Source organism: Aequorivita marisscotiae (assembly GCF_029814825.1).
GTDB classification, from domain to species: domain Bacteria; phylum Bacteroidota; class Bacteroidia; order Flavobacteriales; family Flavobacteriaceae; genus Aequorivita; species Aequorivita marisscotiae.
Genome location: NZ_CP122379.1, coordinates 2,807,150 through 2,824,663, shown reverse-complemented (window position 1 = coordinate 2,824,663; position 17,514 = coordinate 2,807,150). Strand labels below are relative to the sequence as shown.

The 17,514-nt window shown below is 38.1% G+C and carries 17 protein-coding genes; 15 read left to right on the top strand and 2 right to left on the bottom strand.

Annotated elements, in window-relative coordinates; all coding sequences use genetic code 11:
* The first annotated feature begins 159 nt into the window (after positions 1–159).
* The 5 genes from fabG to QCQ61_RS12625 all read left to right on the top strand — a co-directional run bounded on the left by fabG (position 160) and on the right by QCQ61_RS12625 (position 5,582).
* Positions 160–906: a 3-oxoacyl-[acyl-carrier-protein] reductase gene (gene fabG / locus QCQ61_RS12645; RefSeq protein WP_279448015.1), complete on the top strand. Its 747-nt coding sequence runs from the start codon at positions 160–162 to the stop codon at positions 904–906.
* 109 nt (positions 907–1,015) lie between these two features.
* Positions 1,016–3,049 (top strand): vWA domain-containing protein, encoded by a 2,034-nt coding sequence (locus QCQ61_RS12640; RefSeq protein WP_279448014.1) that lies wholly within the window; start codon positions 1,016–1,018, stop codon positions 3,047–3,049.
* A 25-nt stretch (positions 3,050–3,074) separates the two neighbouring features.
* Entirely contained in the window at positions 3,075–3,890 is an 816-nt protein-coding gene (locus tag QCQ61_RS12635; protein WP_279448013.1) for a prohibitin family protein, read from the top strand.
* Between the two features lie 300 nt (positions 3,891–4,190).
* Positions 4,191–4,814 (top strand): DUF4386 domain-containing protein, encoded by a 624-nt coding sequence (locus tag QCQ61_RS12630; RefSeq protein ID WP_279448012.1) that lies wholly within the window; start codon positions 4,191–4,193, stop codon positions 4,812–4,814.
* A gap of 6 nt (positions 4,815–4,820) precedes the next feature.
* On the top strand, positions 4,821–5,582 hold the full coding sequence (locus QCQ61_RS12625) for a DUF6090 family protein (protein WP_279448011.1): 762 nt from the start codon (positions 4,821–4,823) through the stop codon (positions 5,580–5,582).
* Between the two features lie 17 nt (positions 5,583–5,599).
* Here the strand turns inward: QCQ61_RS12625 and QCQ61_RS12620 are convergent, their stop codons facing one another.
* Complete coding sequence (locus QCQ61_RS12620; protein WP_279448010.1) at positions 5,600–7,327, bottom strand: sodium:solute symporter family protein; 1,728 nt, start codon at positions 7,325–7,327, stop codon at positions 5,600–5,602.
* Between the two features lie 280 nt (positions 7,328–7,607).
* Here QCQ61_RS12620 and hisG point away from each other — a divergent pair, with 280 nt between their 5' ends.
* The 10 genes from hisG to corA all read left to right on the top strand — a co-directional run bounded on the left by hisG (position 7,608) and on the right by corA (position 16,548).
* A complete protein-coding gene (hisG, locus tag QCQ61_RS12615; protein WP_279448009.1) occupies positions 7,608–8,465 on the top strand; it encodes an ATP phosphoribosyltransferase in 858 nt (285 codons plus the stop codon).
* 116 nt (positions 8,466–8,581) lie between these two features.
* Positions 8,582–9,880, top strand: a complete 1,299-nt coding sequence (gene hisD, locus QCQ61_RS12610; protein WP_279448008.1) for a histidinol dehydrogenase — start codon at positions 8,582–8,584, stop codon at positions 9,878–9,880.
* Position 9,881: 1 nt separating this feature from the next.
* The gene (hisC, locus tag QCQ61_RS12605) at positions 9,882–10,928 is read left to right on the top strand and encodes a histidinol-phosphate transaminase (protein ID WP_279448007.1); all 1,047 of its coding nucleotides are present in this window, start codon (positions 9,882–9,884) and stop codon (positions 10,926–10,928) included.
* Positions 10,925–12,061 carry a bifunctional histidinol-phosphatase/imidazoleglycerol-phosphate dehydratase HisB gene (hisB, locus tag QCQ61_RS12600; protein WP_279448006.1) on the top strand — a complete coding sequence of 379 codons (1,137 nt, stop codon included), beginning with the start codon at positions 10,925–10,927 and terminating at the stop codon, positions 12,059–12,061. Before hisC ends, hisB begins: the two co-directional genes overlap by 4 nt.
* Before the next feature lie 45 nt (positions 12,062–12,106).
* Complete coding sequence (gene hisH, locus QCQ61_RS12595) at positions 12,107–12,700, top strand: imidazole glycerol phosphate synthase subunit HisH (protein WP_279448005.1); 594 nt, start codon at positions 12,107–12,109, stop codon at positions 12,698–12,700.
* Between the two features lie 16 nt (positions 12,701–12,716).
* Positions 12,717–13,469, top strand: a complete 753-nt coding sequence (hisA, locus tag QCQ61_RS12590) for a 1-(5-phosphoribosyl)-5-[(5-phosphoribosylamino)methylideneamino]imidazole-4-carboxamide isomerase (protein WP_279448004.1) — start codon at positions 12,717–12,719, stop codon at positions 13,467–13,469.
* A 161-nt stretch (positions 13,470–13,630) separates the two neighbouring features.
* Complete coding sequence (locus tag QCQ61_RS12585) at positions 13,631–13,978, top strand: four helix bundle protein (protein ID WP_279448003.1); 348 nt, start codon at positions 13,631–13,633, stop codon at positions 13,976–13,978.
* A gap of 74 nt (positions 13,979–14,052) precedes the next feature.
* Positions 14,053–14,808 carry an imidazole glycerol phosphate synthase subunit HisF gene (hisF, locus tag QCQ61_RS12580; RefSeq protein ID WP_279448002.1) on the top strand — a complete coding sequence of 252 codons (756 nt, stop codon included), beginning with the start codon at positions 14,053–14,055 and terminating at the stop codon, positions 14,806–14,808.
* Positions 14,809–14,812: 4 nt separating this feature from the next.
* Complete coding sequence (gene hisIE, locus QCQ61_RS12575; protein WP_279448001.1) at positions 14,813–15,418, top strand: bifunctional phosphoribosyl-AMP cyclohydrolase/phosphoribosyl-ATP diphosphatase HisIE; 606 nt, start codon at positions 14,813–14,815, stop codon at positions 15,416–15,418.
* A gap of 44 nt (positions 15,419–15,462) precedes the next feature.
* The gene (gene corA / locus QCQ61_RS12570) at positions 15,463–16,548 is read left to right on the top strand and encodes a magnesium/cobalt transporter CorA (protein WP_279448000.1); all 1,086 of its coding nucleotides are present in this window, start codon (positions 15,463–15,465) and stop codon (positions 16,546–16,548) included.
* A gap of 107 nt (positions 16,549–16,655) precedes the next feature.
* Here corA and QCQ61_RS12565 read toward each other — a convergent pair whose 3' ends face one another.
* On the bottom strand, positions 16,656–17,366 hold the full coding sequence (locus QCQ61_RS12565) for a DUF4488 domain-containing protein (RefSeq protein WP_279447999.1): 711 nt from the start codon (positions 17,364–17,366) through the stop codon (positions 16,656–16,658).
* Positions 17,367–17,514 lie beyond the last annotated feature (148 nt).

The window sequence follows — 17,514 nt, the reverse complement described above, 5'->3', positions numbered from 1 at the left end:
CAGGGCTTTTTTTATGGAGAACCCGCAACCTTTTGTTATATTTGAAACCCCGCCTTTTGCGGTTTTTTAATTTACACATGTTGGGTCGAGCGGGTAACACAGAGCGAAGCTAAAGCGCAGCCGAGACCTATTTAGTTTAAAATCAAAAATGTTCATTATATGAAATTATTAGAAGGAAAAACAGCAATAATCACCGGTGGTAGCCGAGGAATAGGAAAAGGTATAGTTGAAACATTTGCCCAACACGGTGCCAATGTAGCTTTTACATATAGTTCATCTGCCGAAGCCGCAAATGCCCTGGCAGACGAGATTTCAAAAACAGGTGTTCAGGCAAAAGCCTATAAAAGTGATGCGGCTTCTTTTAACGAAGCTCAAAAATTAGCCGAGGAGGTTATAAAAGATTTTGGGAGCATTGATATACTTGTAAACAATGCCGGAATTACAAAAGATAACCTGTTAATGCGTATTTCTGAAGAAGATTTCGACAAAGTGATTGAAGTGAATCTAAAATCGGTTTTCAATATGACCAAAGCTGTGCAACGAACCATGCTAAAGCAGCGAAAAGGCTCTATTATAAATATGAGCTCCGTGGTAGGAGTGAAGGGAAATGCAGGACAGACAAATTATGCAGCTTCCAAGGCCGGCATCATTGGTTTTTCTAAATCTGTGGCTTTAGAATTAGGTTCTCGCGATATTCGCTGTAATGTTATTGCTCCAGGTTTTATTGAAACTGAAATGACCGGAAAACTAGACGAAGCTACCGTACAAGGTTGGCGGGATGCCATTCCATTAAAACGCGGCGGTTCTCCCGAAGATATTGCCAATGCGTGTGTTTTCCTTGCTAGCGATCTTTCGGCATACGTTACAGGCCAAGTGTTGAACGTTGATGGCGGAATGCTAACCTAAGTTATATTAGGTGGTTGGTTGTAGATTGCGGAACTTATTCAGAAAATAATAAATTTCTCATACTATTGGCTTTTCAACTTTTAAACTCCTAAATATTTAAACTTTTTCAGTGACCACAGAAACCATACTTTATATAATTCTCGCCGGAGTAGTATCTATTGCTCTGGCGGTTTTTATGTATGGTTATAAGTCTAAACAAACAGGTTCGCTACGATGGATTTTTGGCATACTTCGTTTTATAACCTTATTTTCTATTCTGCTTTTAATTATTAATCCAAAATTTAAAAGTGAAACCTATACCATTGAAAAGCCAAAACTCCCTGTGCTTATTGATAACTCGGCGTCGGTACGTGAGTTGGGTCAAACTGAGAATGTTTCGGAATTACTTCAAAAATTTAAGGAAAACGTAGATTTAAATAACAAGTTTGATGTTTCGTATTATTCCTTTGGAAATGATTTCCGCGAAAGCGATTCCCTATCTTTTGATGAAAAAAACACCAACATTGCCAAAGCACTTTCCTTAACAAACAGGCTGTTTAAAAATAAAACAGCACCAACCATTATTGTAACCGATGGCAATCAGACCCTTGGAAACGATTATGAATTTTCGTCAGCATCATATAAAAATGCTATGTACCCAGTAATTTTGGGGGATTCTGTAAAACACACCGACTTAAAAATTGAACAACTAAATACCAATCGGTATGCATTTCTTAAAAATCAATTTCCGGTAGAGGTGATTTTAAATTACAGTGGCCTTAAACCTGTAAATTCTGAGTTTATTGTTACACAAGGCGCGGCAACGGTTTATAGAGCAAATGTTTCTTTTTCTGAAAATGAATCTTCAAAAACATTAAATTTTACACTGGCGGCCAATGCTGTGGGCCTTCAAAAATATACGGCGCAGCTGCTTCCGCTAGCCGAAGAAAATAACAAAACCAACAATAAAAAGCAGTTTGCGGTAGAGGTGATAGACCAAGCTACCAACGTTTTGGTGGTGAGTAAAATTACGCATCCAGATTTAGGTGCGTTAAAAAAGGCTGTTACATCTAATGAGCGTCGCACTGTGGCGTTTAAAAAACCTGCGGAAGCCGTAAACTCTTTGAACGATTATCAATTAGTTATTCTCTATCAACCGGACAGGGGGTTTGCTTCAATTTTTAATGAAATCGAAAAAACGGGTAAAAACACGCTAATTATTTCTGGATTATCCACAGATTGGTATTTTTTAAACGGCGCGCAGGATCATTATAACAAAGAGGCTTCCAACGCCAATGAAGACATTCAAGCCAAATTGAACAGCAACTATGGCACTTTCGCGGTTGAGGATATTGGCTTTAACGATTTTCCGCCTTTGCATACAGAATTTGGCGCATTAACCATCAGCGTGCCCAATGAAGTAATGCTGGAACAAACCGTTAACGGAATTACTAACGGAAATCCATTGCTCGCCACAATGGAAATAAACGGCAAACGCGATGCCATCTGGGATGGGGAAGGATTTTGGCGTTGGCGTGCGCGTAGCTTTTTACAAACTGAAAGCTTTCAAAGTTTTGATGATTTTATCGGAAATCTCGTTCAATATTTAGCATCAAACAAACGCCGAAACAGGTTGGAAGTCTCTTCGGAAACATTTTACTATAACAATAATCCAATAAAAATTTCTGCCCAGTATTTTGATAAAAATTATGTTTTTGACAATCGTGCCTCGTTGAATATTTCAGTAAAAAATACGGAGACGGAAAAACAGACCGTTTTCCCGATGCTGCTGCGTAACAATTATTACGAAGTAGATTTAAACAGTCTTTCGGCTGGAGAGTACAATTACACGGTTTCGGTGGCAAACGAAGCGGTTTCAAGCAGTGGCAGTTTCACTATTTTGGATTTTAATGTGGAGCAGCAATTCCTCAATGCCGACGTTTCAAAACTTCGGCGCATGGCCCAAAATACAAACGGAAAAGCCTTCTTTGCCTCAGAGGGCGATTTGCTTATCAATGCTTTAATTGAAAATACTAACTTCCAAAACATCGAGAAAAGCGAGCAAAAAGTAGTACCTTTGGTGGATTGGAAGTATCTTCTCGCCCTTATCGTTCTTGCACTCGCAGCAGAATGGTTTATAAGAAAATATAACGGACTCATCTAAATATTAACCCATATAAAAATATACAATGGAAAAATTACCCAAACTCACAATACCCGTCATCGTAGGAATTATTTTGCTGATAATTTTAGTATCAAAATCTTCGGTTACTATTGACTCCGGTCACGCAGGTGTGCTATATCAAACTTTTGGAAACGGTGTGGTTACCGATGAACCGCCGCTTGGCGAAGGTTTTCATATTATTGCGCCTTGGAATAGGGTTTTCGTTTATGAAGTACGCCAACAAGAACTTAGTGAAAAAATGCAGGTACTATCCAGCAACGGACTTGAAATTAAATTGGATGCCTCTGCTTGGTATCAACCCATTTACAGTGATGTTGCCAAGTTACACCAAGAAAAAGGAGAAGATTATTTGCAACGTGTTATTCAGCCAGCCATCAGAAGTGCGGCAAGAAGTGTTGTAGGTCGTTATACGCCCGAACAATTGTACTCTACCAAGCGAGATGCAATTCAAGAAGAAATTTTTGAGGAAACCAAAAAAATTCTTGACAAACAATACGTACAATTAAATGAAATTTTGGTGCGCGATGTAACCCTACCGCCAACAATTAAAGATGCGATCGAAAGAAAACTGAAGCAGGAACAAGAATCTTTGGAATATGAATTTAGACTCGTAACAGCAGATAAAGAAGCTCAAAAAGTTAGAATTGAAGCCCAAGGAAAAGCAGATGCGAATGCTATTTTAAGTGCTTCATTAACAGATAAAATCCTTCAGGACAAAGGAATTGACGCTACTTTAGAACTTGCAAAATCGCCAAATGCCAAAGTAGTGGTGGTTGGTTCGGGCGATAGTGGACTGCCTTTGATTTTGGGGAATAACTAAATCTGCTGATAGGTCGAGACCTCTTTTAATCTACTTATAGTAAGAACTACAATTTATTTAAAAAACCTTCCCGCGCGGAAGGTTTTTTTATGAGTCTATAATTCCTTTTATAGAACAAATATTATTCCCATAAATCCAAGATTATAGTATAAATAACCTTTCAGTGTTTCTGAGAAACTTTTGATAGGCCATTGATTGTGAACATATTATTTACTTTTATTAAATTTGAAACGTATAAAAAAGAATCTGAAAGAGGGCAAACGACCTTCCTATGCATTTTATTTAAACTGAAATTTTAATATGAACCCGAGACAACTATCCATTATCGCCGGACTTAGTTATTTGGTAATTTTCTTTGCCGCAATATTCGCCAACTTTTTTGTTTTGGAATCCTTGCTTGCCGCGCCCCTCGAAACAGTTCAGCAAAACAATTTAATGGTGCGCTTTGGGGCGATGGCCTTTCTCGTGGCGGCGGTTTTTGATGTTGTCGTAGCTTGGGCACTCTATCTTTTGTTCAAAAAACATCCCTTGACAAATCTAAGTACCTATTTCAGGATTATGCACGCGGCCATTATGGGGATTGCGGTTTTTGCTTTGATGTTAACAGTGTCGCTGACCACTGCTGCGGAAATTCTTAAACAAGTGGAAATCTTCAATATTATGTGGTTAATTGGATTATTTTTCTTCGGGATTCATTTAATCCTGCTTGGGAAAATTCTTCAAAAACCATCCTTCATCGTGTTTTTCCTCATTCTTGCAGGAACGATGTACCTGCTCGACACTGCAGCACATTTTTTATTGTTCAATTATGATGAATACAGTTCCATCTTTTTGGCCCTCGTGGCTATTCCAAGTGTAATAGGAGAGATGTCGCTGGCAGTTTGGCTTTTGGTAAAAGGAGGTAAAAGTGCGCTAAAAGAATGAAAATAAATGCTTAGATTTTTTAGAAGAATAAGACAGAACTTACTCGCCGAAAAGAAATTTACAAAATATCTTTTTTACGCCTTGGGAGAAATTATCTTGGTTGTAATCGGCATCTTGATTGCCCTTGCCATAAACAACGCCAACCAAAAACGATTGACTGAAAAAAACGAAGTAACTTATTTAATGGGCTTAAAGGAAGAATTTCAGACCAGTAAATTGAAATTAAAGGAATTGATTGCGGTTAACCAAGACAATTACAGCGGTGCCAAGCAAATACTGGAATATACCGGCGATCCTTCTGCAACACCTTCGGAAGAAGAATTTTCAAAAGTTTTGTATTCCACTTTTTCAACCGATATAGCTTTTAACCCCAACAACTCACTTTTGCAGGAAATTATCAATTCCGGAAATTTAAAAAATCTTTCCGACACTGAATTGAGAATACAGTTGACCAATTGGATCTCAACTATTGAAGATATTCGAAGACAGGAGGAAGAACTTGGCATTCAGCGCATAAAAGTCCTGGATATGTTCCGCACAAATGATTACAGCCTTCGCACCATCTTTGAAAAGGCCGGAGTGTCTGAATCCATTGGCTTGCCCAGCACCGACGTCACAGAAAGTAACCTAAGTTTATTGGATTCAAAGGAATTTGAAAATAACGTGCTCATGTTTATCATCACCAGTTACGCAACTGAAGAGGTTCATTATCGTCCCTTAATGCAAGATTTGGATAAAATCCTGAAACTGATTGACGGTACAAAATAAAATGTTCCTAAAAACTTTTAATCTGTCTTTTGAAACGATCTAATAATCACCAACCCACAAATCACAGCTACAGCGGTTAAACCAAGGGCCAAAACGGTATTGCTATAAATAAAATTCCCAATTGCAAACAGGGAGCAATAAACCCCAACCACACCTGCAAAGAACCCAAGGATTTTCATTCCAAAACCTTTAAACTTAGATTCATTTCCAAAAATAAGTTTGTTAAAGCTGTTTAAAGTCTCGGCATTTGAAGGTTGCGTCATTAAAGTTACAAGCACCCATCCAATTGTAGTTATTGCAACGCTAAATACCAATTGCCAATGTCCTGCCATTTCTATAATTGGGGTATCCATTTTTCCGTTTACAAAGAAAAAAGCTGCGATTATAAACGAAATTAACATTGCTGCAATTTCACTGTACGGATTAATTCTGCTCCAGAACCACCGCAGGATAAAGAGTAGTCCAGTTCCTGCACCAATTGACAGCAATAAGTTAAAACCGTCCCGCGCTTCTTCTAAAACAAGTGCCAGTAAGCCGGCTAAAATCATCATTACAACTGTTGAAGTTCTACCTACGGCAACTTGTTCCTTGCCGGTAGCGTTTTTCCGAAGAAAACGTACATAAAAGTCGTTTACCACGTAAGAGCTTCCCCAGTTTAAGTGCGTTGAAATAGTACTCATAAAAGCTGCGATAAGCGATGTAATTACAATTCCCAAAAGCCCAGCCGGCAAAAATGTAAGCATAGCTGGATAGGAAAGATCATTTTTCACAAATGAAGGATTTAAATTAGGAAAAGCAGCCTGTAAACTTTCAAGATTTGGATAAATTATAATTGACGCCAGCCCGATAATAATCCACGGCCACGGACGAAGCGCATAATGCGCAAAGTTGAAAAACAAAGTAGCCCAAGTAGCGTGTTTTTCGTTTTTGGCTGCAAGCATTCGCTGTGCAATATAACCGCCACCGCCGGGTTCTGCTCCAGGATACCAAACGCTCCACCATTGCACAGCGAGGGGAACGATAAGCAATGGAATTAACAATTCAGGTTTTGAAAAATCGGGCAGCATTGCAGTTTTTGCAGCAACGGTAGGAGTGGAGAGCAGGTTTTCAATTCCACCAATTTCTGGCATATTCACTATAAAAATAGTTGCCCAAATACTGCCCACCATGGCAATTATAAATTGCACAAAATCTGTTAGTAAAACACCTTTCAATCCTCCAAAAGCCGAGTAAATTACTACTACTGGCGAGGCGATCAGCAAAACTTCGTACGAAGAAAGCCCGAACATTACGTGTCCAATTTTAATTGCGGCCAGACACACATTCGCCATAATAACAATGTTAAAGAATACCCCCAGATAAATTGCTCTAAAACCTCTTAAAAATGCGGCGCTTTTTCCGCTGTAGCGCAATTCATAAAATTCCAGATCGGTTGTAATACCGCTACGTCGCCACAGTTTTGCGTAGAAAAAAACAGTCAACATTCCCGTTAACAGAAAACTCCACCAGATCCAATTTCCAAAAACCCCGTCTTCCCGAATAACACCCGCAACAAAATTGGGCGTATCTGCTGCAAACGTAGTTGCAACCATACTTACGCCGAGCAGCCACCAGGGCATATTTCTATCGGAAAGGAAAAAAGACTTCGAGTCCTTTCCAGATTTTTTGGCCACGAGTAGCCCTATTGCGATAAAAACAATAAAAAATGAAACTATAATTATCCAGTCAAGTGTTTCTAAATGCATAAAAAGGAGTGGTTTTTCAGCTGTTTATAAATGCTTGGGTGAAAGTAAATAAATTGTACCGAATATAATAAAGCGTTAAAATTTTATATTCACAGTTTAATAAACAATCTTTTTGTTTAGATTTGCCATCACAATTATGAACAATTCATTTTTACATCATCACCATATTTCTCTCCACGCGCTCGCGAGGTGATATGGCTATTGTGTAAACCCAACAATATTCAAAACCCGTTTGAGCAATCAAACGGGTTTTTTTATTCCTTAAACTGAACAGAATTATATGAGAAAACTTAAAATTGCAGTACAAAAATCAGGGCGACTTCACGATGAATCCCTTGCACTGCTCAAGGATTGCGGCATTTACATAGACAATGGTCGCGACCAGTTAAAGGCTTCGGCCACTAATTTTCCTTTGGAAATCTATTACCTGCGCAACGGCGATATTCCGCAATATTTGAAAGATGGGGTGGTAGATTGTGCCATTATAGGCGAGAATCTTTTAATTGAAAAAGGAGAGGAAATTGGAATTATCGATAGATTGGGGTTTTCAAAATGCAGGGTTTCCCTCGCGGTTCCGAAGACTTTTAAATATAATTCCATTGAAGATTTCCACGGAAAACGAATTGCCACTAGTTACCCCGAAACCACCCGAAAATATTTAGAAGAAAAGGGAATTGAAGCCGAACTTCATATTATCAACGGCAGTGTAGAAATTGCGCCCAATATTGGCTTAGCTGATGCAATTTGCGACATTGTGAGCAGCGGTAGCACCCTTTTCAAAAATAATTTAAAGGAGGTGGAAGTAATTTTAAAAAGTGAAGCCGTTCTCGCCGTGTCTCCTACTATTTCCGAAGATGCCTACAAAACTCTCGACAAAATTCGCTTCAGGATTCAATCTGTTTTGCAGGGCCGGGATTCACGTTATGTACTGTTGAATGCGCCCAATGATAAGATTGATGAAATTATTAAAATTTTACCCGGAATGAAAAGTCCCACTTTGCTGCCACTGGCAGAGGAGGGCTGGAGCAGCATTCATTCCGTAGTAAACCGAGATACTTTTTGGGAAGTAATTGAAGAATTGAAACAAGCCGGCGCCGAAGGAATTTTAGTCTGCCCGATTGAAAAAATGATACTTTAAAATACGAGCGACGAGCGACGAGCGACGAATGACGATCGACGAGCGACGAATTGCGGGAGGTAAGCAATAAATTGAAACTTACAAAAAATTGAACCTTGAATCTGGAATTTAAAAAGATGAAAAAAATATATAACCCAACACCTGAAAGCTGGAGCGAACTATTAAAACGCCCCACCCAAACCATCGCCGATGTAGAAGCAACGGTAAACGATATTTTTTCTGAAGTAAAATCGAAAGGGGATGCAGCGGTGAAAAAATACACCCAACTTTTTGACGGAATTTCCTTAGTGGAAATATTGGTTTCAAAGGAAGAAATCGCGGCTTCGGAAAAGGCCGTTTCCGAAGAATTAAAAACTGCCATTAATCTTGCTAAAGCAAACATCGAAAAATTCCACAGTGCCCAAAAAACGGAACGTGTTATGGTTGAAACTACGGAGGGAGTTAATTGTTGGCAAGAAAAGAGACCCATCCAAAAAGTTGGACTGTATATTCCCGGAGGTTCAGCCCCTTTGTTTTCCACGGTGTTAATGTTGGCTATTCCTGCAAATATTGCGGGTTGCAAAGAGATTGTTTTATGCACGCCGCCCGATAAAAAAAGCAAAATTAATCCGGCAATTTTATATACCGCAAATCTGTGCGGAGTAACCAAAATTTTTAAAATAGGCGGTATTCAAGCCATTGGTGCAATGACTTTTGGGACAGAAAGCGTTCCTCCGGTTTACAAAATTTTCGGTCCCGGAAACCAATTTGTAACCGTTGCCAAACAAATTGCCATCAAACACGGCGTAGCGATCGATATGCCCGCCGGGCCTTCGGAATTGCTAGTATTTGCTGACTATACGGCCAACATTTCTTTCGTTGCTTCCGATTTGTTGTCGCAGGCCGAACACGGCGCAGATAGTCAAGTTGTTTTAGTTACCACTTCGAAAAAGCTTTTGAATTCAGTGGAAAAGGAGGTTGAGAAACAACTGAAAAAACTGCCACGTAAAGCTATTGCTGAAAAAGCTATCGTAAATTCAAAATTGATTTTGGTTAAAAATAACACGGAAGCAATGAAGCTTATCAACGCCTACGCGCCCGAACACTTTATTGTTATTTCAAAAGAAGAAGATTTTTTTATTGAAAACATACAAAATGCCGGCTCAGTTTTTATTGGAAACTACACGCCAGAGAGCGCTGGCGATTACGCTTCGGGAACCAATCACACCTTACCAACCAACGGCTACGCAAAACAGTACAGCGGTGTAAATCTGGACAGTTTTATGAAAAGTATGACGTTTCAGAAAATTTCAGAAAAGGGAATTCAGAACATTGGTAAAACAATAGAATTAATGGCAGAAGCCGAAGGATTGCAGGCGCACAAAAATGCTGTGACGCTTAGGTTAAAAAGTTTAAAAAATAACAACGACGAATAAAATGGCTTTTAATATAAATAATCTAATTCGCCCAAACGTGGCCAAGATGAAGCCATACAGTTCCGCACGGGATGAGTTTAAGGATTTTGATAGTGAAATGATTTTCCTCGACGCCAATGAAAATCCGTTTGAAACTAACGTAAACCGGTATCCCGATCCGCAGCAGCGAAAGCTAAAGGAAATTCTTTCAAAACAAAAAAACATTCCTGTCAACCAAATTTTATTGGGAAATGGAAGCGATGAAGTGCTCGACCTAATTTTTAGGGCGTTCTGCGAGCCCACTAAAGATAACGTAATAACGTTACCGCCAACCTACGGAATGTACGGCGTTTTGGCAAATTTGAACGATGTTGAAAATAGGGAAGTGCTGCTCGATGCAGATTTTCAGCCCGATTTGGATGAAATTTCAAGAACAGCAGATACACGTACCAAAATTCTATTTATCTGTTCACCCAACAATCCCACGGGTAATTTAATTGCTTCCGATTGTATTTTGAAACTTTTAAAAACCTTCAATGGATTGGTGGTTATCGATGAGGCTTATATAGATTTTGCAAACGCGGAAAGTTGGATTTCGAGATTGGACGAATTCCCTAATTTAATTGTCACACAAACCCTTTCAAAAGCATACGGATTGGCGGGAATCCGTTTGGGAATCTGTTATGCTTCCGCGGAAATAATTTCGGTTTTAAACAAAATAAAACCTCCGTACAATATTAATATACTTACGCAGCAAAGCGCTATTGGGCAATTTCAACATACAGAAAGAATAAAAAAGAATATACGCTCAATAATAGCAGAAAAGAAAAGACTACTTAAAGCTATAGTTCAAGTTAATTTCATTGAAAAAATCTTTTCAACCGAAGCGAATTTCATCTTAATAAAAGTAGATGATGCCGAAAAACGCTACGCACAATTGTTAAAAAACGGCATTGTAGTGCGCGAAAGAAGTTCACAGCCACGTTGTGAAAACACACTGCGTATAACCATTGGTACAAAAACCGAAAACACAGAACTAATCAATATATTAAAAACATTAAATAAATGAAAAAACGCGTATTGTTTATAGACCGTGACGGCACCATCATAAAAGAAACCGTAGATGAGCAAATTGACGGGTTTGAAAAAATGAATTTTTACCCAAAAGTGTTTACTTACTTGGGAAAAATTGCAAAGGAGCTCGATTTTGAATTGGTAATGATTACCAATCAAGATGGTTTGGGAACTGACTCTTTTCCCGAAGAAACCTTTTGGCCCGTGCATAATTTTATACTGAAAGCTTTTGAAAATGAAGGCGTTAATTTTAGTGATGTTTTAATTGATCGTACGTTTCCGCACGAAAATGCTGACACGCGCAAACCGGGGATAGGACTGCTTAAAAAGTATTTTTCAGAAGAATACGATCTTCAAAATTCATTTGTAATTGGCGACAGATTAACGGATATCGAGCTTGCCAAAAACTTAGGCACGAAAGGAATTTTTATTAATGATAATACAAATTTGGGCGCTACGGAAATATCAATAAAAGCTGAAGAAATTCAAGAATACATCACTAAGGAAACTAACGATTGGAAAGAAATTTATGAATTTTTAAAACTTGAGCAACGTGTTTCAGAATTACAGAGAAAAACGAACGAAACTGATATTTCAATAAAATTGAATTTGGACGGCAGTGGAAAAAGTAATATTAACACTGGAATTGCTTTCTTTGACCATATGCTTGACCAATTGGCGAGACACGGCCAATTGGACTTAGAAATTACTGTAAATGGTGATTTGGAAGTGGATGAGCACCACACCATTGAAGATACCGCAATTGCATTGGGCGAAGTTTTCAACAAAGCATTAGGCGAAAAATTAGGAATGGAGCGCTACGGTTTCTGCTTGCCGATGGACGATTGTTTGGCGCAGGTTGCAATAGATTTCGGGGGAAGAAATTGGTTGGTTTGGGACGCGGACTTCAAACGAGAAATGATTGGCAAAATGCCCACGGAAATGTTTTACCATTTTTTTAAAAGTTTTACTGATGGCGCCAAGGCGAATCTGAATATTAAAGCCGAAGGAACCAACGAGCACCACAAGATTGAAGCAATATTTAAAGCATTTGCAAAGGTTATTAAAATGGCGGTAAAACGCGACGCCGAGAAAATGATTTTGCCATCAACAAAAGGGAAATTATAGGTTCGAGAGACGAATTACGAGCGACGAGAAATTAAAACAGGAATCATGAAAATCGTAATAATTAATTACGGAGCCGGCAACATTCAAAGTATCAAATTTGCCTTGAAAAGATTAGGGATCAGGGCAATTTTGAGCAATGATGAAATTGAAATCCGCCAAGCAGATAAGGTGATTTTTCCCGGTGTAGGTGAGGCTAGTAGCGCGATGCTTAAATTGAAGGAGGCGGGTTTGGACGAAGTTATACCTACCTTGAAACAACCGGTTTTAGGGATATGTTTGGGAATGCAGTTGCTCTGCAATTCTTCGGAAGAAGGAAATACGAAGGGTTTGGGAATATTTGATGTAGAGGTAATAAAGTTTCCAAACAGTGTGAAAGTGCCACAAATAGGGTGGAACCAAATTCAAAACCTGAAATCAGGACTGTTTAAAAATATTTCAGAAAATGAGTTTATGTATTTGGTGCACAGTTTTTACGCGCCGCTTTGTAAAGAAGCAATTGCAACAAGCGAATACGGAATTCAGTATTCATCAGCTTTGCGGAAGGATAATTTTTACGGCGTTCAATTTCACCCCGAAAAAAGTAGCACCGCTGGGGAACAAATTTTAAAAAACTTTTTAAATCTCAAATCTCAATACTAATATCTCAATTCTAAAAATGCGAATAATACCAGCAATAGACATAATAGACGGCAAATGTGTCCGTCTTTCAAAAGGAGACTACAGTACAAAAAAGGTCTACAACCAAAACCCTTTGGAGGTTGCAAAACAATTTGAGGCTCACGGAATAAAATATTTGCATTTGGTGGATTTAGACGGTGCAAAGAGCAAGCACATTGTAAACCACAATATTTTGGAAGAAATCGCTTCGAAAACAAATTTAAAAATTGATTTTGGCGGCGGACTAAAAACCGATGAAGATTTGCGCATTGCCTTTGAATGTGGTGCCAGCCAAATTACAGGTGGGAGTATTGCGGTGAAAAACCCTGAAATTTTCAAATCTTGGTTAGACAAATTCGGAAGCGAAAAAATAATTCTGGGTGCCGATGCCAAAGATGAAAAAGTGGCAATAAGTGGATGGACCGAGGATTCAGCTTTGGAATTGATACCATTTATTCAAAATTATGTTGAACATGGAATTGAATATGTTATCTGCACAGACATCAGTAAAGATGGGATGTTGGAAGGTCCTTCGTTTGATTTGTATCGTAAAATTTTAAAAGAAATTACAGTGTCAGGTCGAGCGCAGTCGAGACCTACCTTGAAGCTATTTGCCTCTGGTGGAATCTCAACATTTGAAGAACTTCCAAAACTCGCTGAAATTGGCTGTGAAGGAGTTATTATTGGAAAAGCCATTTATGAAAACAGAATTAATTTAAAACAATTGGAAAATTATATTTTGGACAACTAGGTTTGAGCGACGAATGACGAACGACGAATTACGAGCGGCGAATTACGAGCGATGAATGCTGGGCAACGAGGGTTGAGTTATTTGTTATGAATAAAATAAAAGGTTATAAATAATTAAAATTAATTTTAAATTGAATTTGTCTAACATTAAAACATAGCATTATGCAGGATTTAAAGGCTAGAACTAAAAATTTTACTTTGGATTGTTTGGCATTGTGTACTAAAATTCCAAAGTCAAGAGAATTCGACTCGATTGTACGTCAACTTATTAGATCATCAAGCTCTGTTGGTGAAAATTATCGGGCCGCCAACAGAGCAAAATCTGATCGTGATTTTATAAACAAGTTAAAAATTGTAGAGGAGGAAGCAGATGAAAGTATGTTTTGGTTGGAGATATTATTAGAAATTAATTTGAATAATATCGAAAATATCAAAACATTAAACAATAAAAGTGATGAGTTAGTGGCAATAACAGTAGCTTCCATAAAAACTGCAAGAAAAAGACTATGAAAAATAGTTCAAAACTTCGTAACTCCCGGCTCATCTTTCCGTTCGTCGCTCGTCGGTCGTAACTCGTACTTCTTATGTTAACAAAACGAATAATACCGTGTCTCGATATTAAAAATGGCCGAACCGTAAAAGGCATCAATTTCCTTGATTTGCGCGATGCTGGTGACCCTGTGGAATTGGCAAAATTCTATTCAGAAAACGGAGCCGATGAATTGGTTTTTCTGGATATTTCAGCAACTGAAGAACGCAGAAAAACATTGGCCGACTTAGTTTTAAGAGTCGCAGAAACCATCAATATTCCTTTTACTGTGGGCGGTGGAATTTCTTCTGTGGATGATGTTGAAATACTATTGAATAATGGCGCCGATAAGATTTCAATAAATTCTTCCGCAGTAAAAAATCCGCAATTGATAAATGATTTGGCTTCAAAATTTGGCTCGCAGTGTATTGTTGTGGCAATTGATGCCAAACAGATTGACGGCCATTGGAAAGTGCATTTGGTAGGAGGAAAGGTGCCTACCGAACTCGATTTGTTTGCATGGGCAAAAGAAGTGGAACAACGCGGGGCAGGCGAAATACTTTTTACATCCATGGATCACGACGGAACAAAAAACGGTTTTGCGAACGATGCTTTGGCAAAACTTTCCACAGAGCTGAATATTCCAATTATTGCTTCGGGTGGAGCGGGAAGGATTCAGCATTTTACAGATACATTTATCTACGGAAAGGCCGATGCAGCCTTGGCTGCCTGTGTATTTCACTTTAAGGAAATAGCTGTGGTTGATTTAAAAAAAGAATTACAAATCCAGGGCCTCCCTGTTAGACTCTAACAATATGGAAATAGATTTTAAAAAATACAACGATGGCCTTGTACCAGCTATAATTCAGGATACTTTAACAAGCAAAGTGTTGATGCTTGGCTATATGAATGAGGAAGCATTTTTAAAAACCAATCAATCAAAACAGGTTACTTTTTTCAGCAGAAGTAAACGACGGCTTTGGACAAAAGGGGAGGAAAGCGGCAATTTTTTAAATCTGGTTTCCATCGCGGTAGATTGCGATAACGATGCGTTGTTAATAAAGGTAAATCCCACGGGACCCGTTTGCCACAAAGGCACCGACACTTGCTGGAAAGCAGAGAATGTTTCAAGTTTTGGTTTTTTTTCAGAATTGGAAAGCATAATTCAAAATAGAAAAGACAATTCGGAAAATGAAGATTCTTACATCGCATCCCTTTTCAGAAAAGGCATCAATAAAATTGCCCAAAAAGTAGGCGAGGAGGCAATAGAAGTGGTTATTGAAGCAAAAGATTGCAATGACGACTTATTTTTAAACGAAAGCGCCGACCTACTATTTCATTATTTAATTTTGCTTCGCGCAAAGGGTTTTACGTTAAACGATGTTGAAAGAATACTTCGGAAGCGGCATATTTCAAAATAGATTTATACTTTTTTCCTACCTTTAGAAAAACAATTTACTTCTATATGGCGGCCAAAAGAAGAAGAAAAACGCAACCCACTAAAATTCAACCCAAAAGAGCAAAGAATCTTTCACCAGGAACGGTTGCCTATACGGGTAAAAAAACCACTACGGTTACTGAACTGGATATTATAGATTATTCCAAGGAACATTTCCATCGTTTTGAAACAAATAATATTGAGGAAGCATTTAATTATGAGGATTCAACAAATATTACGTGGATAAACGTTAACGGTCTGAGCAACACGCAGGATATTATCGCCCTCGGCAATCATTTTGAACTGCACCCATTAATCCAAGAAGATATTGTAAGTACATATCAACGGCCAAAAATTGACGAATACGAAGAATACCTATTTATAGTTTTTAAAATGCTGCATTACGATAATGAGCAACTTACTATTGAGCATATTAGTATGGTGGTGGGGAAAGATTATGTGGTGACCCTTCAAGAAGCCGAAGGTGATGTTTTTAATGATTTACGCGATCGTCTGGAGAATGGTAAAGGTAGAATTAGAAATGCCGGAGCAGATTATTTAATGTTTGCAATTTTGGATGCGGTGGTTGATAATTATTTTTCGGTAATTGAATTTTTAAGCAATAAGGTTGAATTGCTGGAAGATAAACTTTTTGACGATAAGGAAGATCCAAACATTACTGAGGAAATTCAAGAACTTAAAAAGGAAATTTTAAAAATTCGTCGCGCTGTGCTACCCCTTCGGGAAGTTATAAATAGATTGGAAAAAATTGAAACTTCGTTAATCGAGGAACGCACCAATAAATACATTCGCGATCTATACGATCATATAATCCAAGTGAATGAAAGTGTTGAAATTTACCGCGATATGATTTGGGGCTTGATGGATATGTACATGACCACCATCAGCAATAAGATGAACGAGGTGATGAAAGTACTTACCATTATGGCTTCCATATTTATTCCGCTAACGTTTATGGCGGGTATTTACGGGATGAATTTTGACCACATGCCCGAACTTCATTTTAGGTATGGCTACTACTACCTTTGGGGCGCTATGATTTTGGTGTTTTTTGGATTATTGTGGTATTTTAAACGCAAAAAGTGGTTGTAAAATTTTTGCGCATTTTTAATTCGTTAAGCGCTTTAAAGTTATCGGTAATTATGGCTATTCTCAAAATTCGGAAACTGTTATTTCAACTTTTAAAACAATTAGAAAAATTATTTTCTTTTGCTCCATACTTCGTTAATAGGGTCTCCTTTGGTTGAAAAACCCAAATGGCACCAATTGCCATCCTTTAAATTGTAATCAAATTTAAGTTGTAGTCCAACCTTGGAATTATCTCTAGAAAAAAATTCTATATTTTCAGTGTAAACTCCATCTTTAGTTGTGTAAGTTCCGCCCCCCGTCGCCATAAATTTTTTCGTTTCAGTATTATATGCTATCCACTGAAAACGGGTGCCAGATAAAATTTTCATTGTTTTTCTTGGGGTTTCGGTATTTCGTATTTCCATTTTTCTGTCTTTAATTCTGCCAGACATCAACCAAGCACCCTGTAATTGGCCGGGAGTACCGTTATCTATCCTTTTCATTTTTACATTGCTTCCTTCAAATTCAATAATTGAATCGTTTATAACCACCTGAAAACTTGATTTAGAACCTACTTTTTCGGGATTCGCTGAGTTGAATTCAACTTCTTCCGTAATTGTATTGTCATCCAGTTTCCAACTTCCCCCAACGGTAGAAATAAATTCACCTGAGTCTGCATTGTAGGTGGTGAATACCTGATGTTTTTCTGAAAAAACCAGCACATTTCTCAAATTCTCACCATCTTCCGACGTATAAACACGCTCCCATGCACCTATTAAACTTTGCGCATTTGTTTCAATAGATATAAAGCTACAGAGTAAGCAAAAGACAATTTTTTTCATAACCGTTTTTTTAGTTTCAATAGATTTTCTTCCACTAAAATACAGTTAATTTTTCTCATTGTTATGCTTTTAAAAAAGTTTGACAGCCGAACCCATACCGTTTGGTTTCTTCCCAAACTTCCCAGTTAATTGAATAGTTATTGTTATT